Below are 4,076 nucleotides of genomic sequence, written 5' to 3'. Positions count from 1 at the left end.
TGCGGTTCGTCCGGCGGTTCGTCCGGCGGTTCGTCCGGCGGTTCGTCCGGCGGTTCCTCCGCGGGTTCGTCCGCAGGCAGTTCGTCGTCCGGCGGTTCGTCCGCAGGTGGCTCGTCATCCGGCGGTTCGTCCGCAGGTGGCTCGTCATCCGGCGGTTCGTCGGCAGGCGGTTCGTCGGCAGGTGGCTCGGCGGGTTCGGCGGGCAGCTCCTCCGCGGGCTCGGCCGGCAGCTCCGCGGGCGGTTCTTCCGCTGGTTCTGCCAGCGGTTCTTCTGCTGGTTCGTCCGCCGGCTCCGCAGCCGGCTCGTCCAGCGGCTCCGCCGCAGGCTCCGGCAGTGCTTCGGCGGGCTCCTCGTCCGGCAGCTCCTCCGCGGGTTCCGCCAACACGGGGGGTACCTCGTCCCGCGGCACGTCCGGGACTTCGGACGGCGCCCCGGCCACCGGTGCGGACCGGGTGCCCGCCCTGGCCGGTGCGGGTCCGGCCCAGCCGGGCAGCGGGTTCCCGCCCAACGACCCGTCGACGAACCCGGACGGCGTGGCAGCCGCCGGTTACACACCCGGTGGCTTCGGCCCTACCGGAGGCGCACCTTCGTCGCCCCAGCACGGCGACCGGGGACAGCAGCCGCCGCCGCAGATGCCTCCCGCCGCGCCGATGCAGGGTTACCCGGGCGGCGCACCTCAGGGCTACGGCCAGGGTGCTCAGCCGCCGCGTGCTCCGCAGGCCGGCCCTCCGGTGCAGGGCAGGCCGCCCCAAGGCTTCGCCCAGGGCGCACCGTTCCAGGGGCGGCCACCTCAGGGCGCCCCCGCACAAGGCGCGCCGTTCCAGGGACAGCCGCCCCAGAGCGGCCCCCCGCAAGGTGGCCCGGCGCAAGGCGGCCCCATGCAGGGCGGTCCGGTTCAAGGTGGCCCGGCGCAGGGCGGCCCGTTCCAGGGGCAGCCACCTCAGGGCAGGCCCCCGCAGGGATTCGCCCAAGGCGCACCATTCCAAGGCCAGGGCGGCCCGGTGCAGGGCAGGCCACCCCAAGGCGCTCCACTCCAAGGCCAACCGCCGCAGGGCAGGCCGCCCCACGGCACGCCCGTGCAAGGCGGTCCCGTCCAGGGTGCGCCGATGCAGGGCGGCCCTGCCCAAGGCGGCCCTGCCCAAGGCGGCCCTGCCCAAGGCGGCCCGGTTCAAGGCGGCCCAGTCCAGGGCGGCCCTGCACAGGGTGCACCGATGCAGGGTGGCCCGGTTCAAGGCCGTCCGGTTCAGGGCGGTCCCGTTCAGGGCGGTCCGTTCCAAGGGCAGTCACCTCAGGGCGGCGCCCCGCAAGGCGGGCAGGTCCGGCCGCCGGTTCAGGGACAGCCGCCCCAGGGCGGTCCCTCTCAGGGCGCGCCGTTCCGGGGTCAGCCGCAGAGTGGGTACGGCAACACGGCACCCCAGCGCCCGATGGGCACGCCGCCGAACGGTGGTCCGCCCCGGCCGCCTCAGGGTGGGTACGGCCCGCCCTCGCAGCAGCCACCGACTTACGGGCCGCCGTCGCAGCAACCGCGCTCGCCGCAGGGCGGGCAGCCGTACGGTCCGCCACAGCAGACTCCGCAGGGTGGATACGGCCAGCAGTCGCAGGGCGGGCGGCCTGGCGCGCCCACGGATCCGCGCTGGATGCTGGCCACCCCGCCCGAACAGCCGGCGCCGCTCCCGCAGGCGGGCCCGCCGGCCGAGACGCCCATCTCGCGCGACACGCCCGTGCCGACGCGCGAGACCGCGGCGCAGCCCACGGCCGAGGAAACCGCAACCCCGCGCCGCGAGGAGACGCCTGCCGCCGAACGCACCCCCTTCGACCCGGCGCAGGACACCGTCACCCCTCCGCGCGAGGACGCGCCCGCCGCCGAGCGGACGCCGTTCGACCCGCCGCAGGACACCGCAACTCCTCGCCAGGAGGCACCCGCGGCCGAGCGCAGCCCGTTGGACCCCGCCGAAGACACCGCGACGCCACGCCGCGATGAAGCACCCACCCCCGAACGCACCCCGTTCGACCCCGCGGAGGACACGGCCACCCCACGGCGCGACCAGGCACCCTCGGAACGAAACCCGTTCGACTCCGCCGATGACACCGCCGCCCCCACGCGCGACCAGGCACCCGCCGAACGAAACCCGTTCGACCCCGCGGAGGACACGGCCACCCCTGCGCGCGACGAGGCGCCCGCCGCCGAGCGCACCCCGTTCGATCCCCCGGAGGACACCGCCACCCCGACCCGCGAGGACGCGGTGCCGGAGCGCGACCGGCCGGTCGTCGACGAGCCGTACATCGCGGACCTGGACTTCCGCACACACGACCGCGCCGACTTCGACGCCCTCGGCGAGGACCAGCTCGCCAGCGGCATCGTCGACGAGCGCACCGGCAGGCTCACCCACGAGCACGAGTTCCTCGAAGCGCTGCAGATGCGCGACCTGGACGCGGCTCTGCGCCACATGACCGACAACGGCGCCTACGCCGTGCACAGCTACACCTCGAGCGCCGTCTTCGACGTCATCAACGACGCACTGCGCACCGGGCGGAACCTCGACGACGTCATGCCGATGGTCCGCGCGCTCGTGTCCGGCCTGAACGAGATGCCGCGGTACGAGGGCGAGACGGTGCGCCGGGTCAACGTGCGCGGCGAGGCGGCCGCCATCGTGGCCAGCCGGTACGAAGTCGACGCGGTCGTGGTCGAGTCGCAGTTCCTCAGCTCGAGCCGTTCCGACATGGGCGCGGCCATGTGGCCCGGCGACGTCGAGATGATCATCGAGGGCAAGACCGGTCGATACATCGAGTCCCTGGCCTCGAACAAGGCGGAACACGAGGTCCTGTACAAGCCGGGCACCCAGCTGGTCGTCAAAGAGAAGATCGAGATCGAGACCCCGCACGGCGGCAAGAAGTGGGTGATCCGGCTCGAGGAGATCACCCCCGACGACCCGCGTTACCTCCCGCCCGACGCCGCCAAGCAGCAGATGGACCGCAACCGCGAGGTGGCGGACGTCCAGGCAGCGGAGATCCACGCCGCGTCCCAGCGCGAGTTCGCGCGCGCCTTCGGCGGTGAAGCCGCGGCGGCCGATGTCCCGGCGAAGTCCGACTCGGACACCACGTCGAAGCCCCCACAGGAAGCCCCGAAACCGCCGAAGATCGGTGAACCGGCGAACGGCTGGGGTGGCATCCGCCGGTCCTCCGACGTCGTCGGTGAGCCGGCCATCCACGCGCGGAGCACGGATCCCGTCGACCCGCGTGCCCAGGCCACCGGCCCCACGCCGCTCACCCGCAACGCCCACCAGGAGGTCCGGTTCCTCCGCGAGCACCTGCCGGAGATCGCGGACGTCAACACCCGCGGCTACTACGCCGACGCGATGCCGGAGGCCTACCGGACCAACTCGGCCGAATCCGTGCTCGCGTTCGAGCTGCGCATGGAAGGCATCCAGGCCGAGGCACAGCCGGGCAGGCCGGACGACCCGCGCGGCAGGGACTTCCTCGCCAGGCAGCTCGGTGGCGAGTTCCACCAGCTGCCGGACTACAACAGCGTGGTGCGCGAGATGGCCGGGCAGCCGGTCGGTTCGCGGGCCGTGCTGTCGGTCGACACGCCTGACGGTCAGCGCGCGTTCAGCGTGGTCAACACCGAACACGGGGTGGCGCTGGTCGACCCGATGACGAGCCGGCTCGCCGACCTGCCGCCGAACCCGTCCGGTGTGCACCTGATGCAGACGCACAGCGGCGACGGCACGCCGTTGTCCAGAAAGAGCGAACCGGCGCCGTCCACCACGCCGGAGCCGCCGGTCAGCCGGATCAGCGAGCTGCTCGGCGCAGGTCCCGAACGCACCGATCCGGTTTGGAACCCCGCCGCGGGCGACGCGCTGCGGAACCGCCTGGACGGCGTTCCGGCGCAGCCCGGCTCGGCGACGCCGGTCCGCCCGGACGAGGCGCCGGGTTCGCACCCGCACCAGCAGCCGCCGCCGCACCAGGGCGGGCCGTACCAGCAGCAGGGGCAGTTCGGGCCGCCTCAGCAGGCGCCTGTCCACAACCCGTACCAGCAGGGGCAGCACCAGCAGCCGGTCCACAACCCCTACCAGCA

The 4,076-nt window shown here is 74.0% G+C and carries 2 protein-coding genes; one reads left to right on the top strand and one right to left on the bottom strand.

All coding sequences use genetic code 11. The features are described 5' to 3' along the window. The coding region (locus L2C96_RS09210; RefSeq protein WP_237335848.1) for a hypothetical protein at positions 1-386 on the bottom strand (386 nt) is incomplete at its 3' end. Positions 387-1,638: 1,252 nt separating this feature from the next. On the opposite strand from L2C96_RS09210, the gene L2C96_RS09200 reads away from it, so the two are divergent. Continuing rightward, positions 1,639-4,076: toxin glutamine deamidase domain-containing protein (locus L2C96_RS09200; protein WP_237335919.1), on the top strand; the 2,438-nt coding region annotated here is incomplete at its 3' end.

This window comes from Amycolatopsis tucumanensis (assembly GCF_021654135.1).
Classification (GTDB): Bacteria; Actinomycetota; Actinomycetes; order Mycobacteriales; family Pseudonocardiaceae; genus Amycolatopsis_E; species Amycolatopsis_E tucumanensis.
Note: the sequence above shows the minus strand (reverse complement) of the source record. Positions and strands in the feature narration are given on the sequence as shown.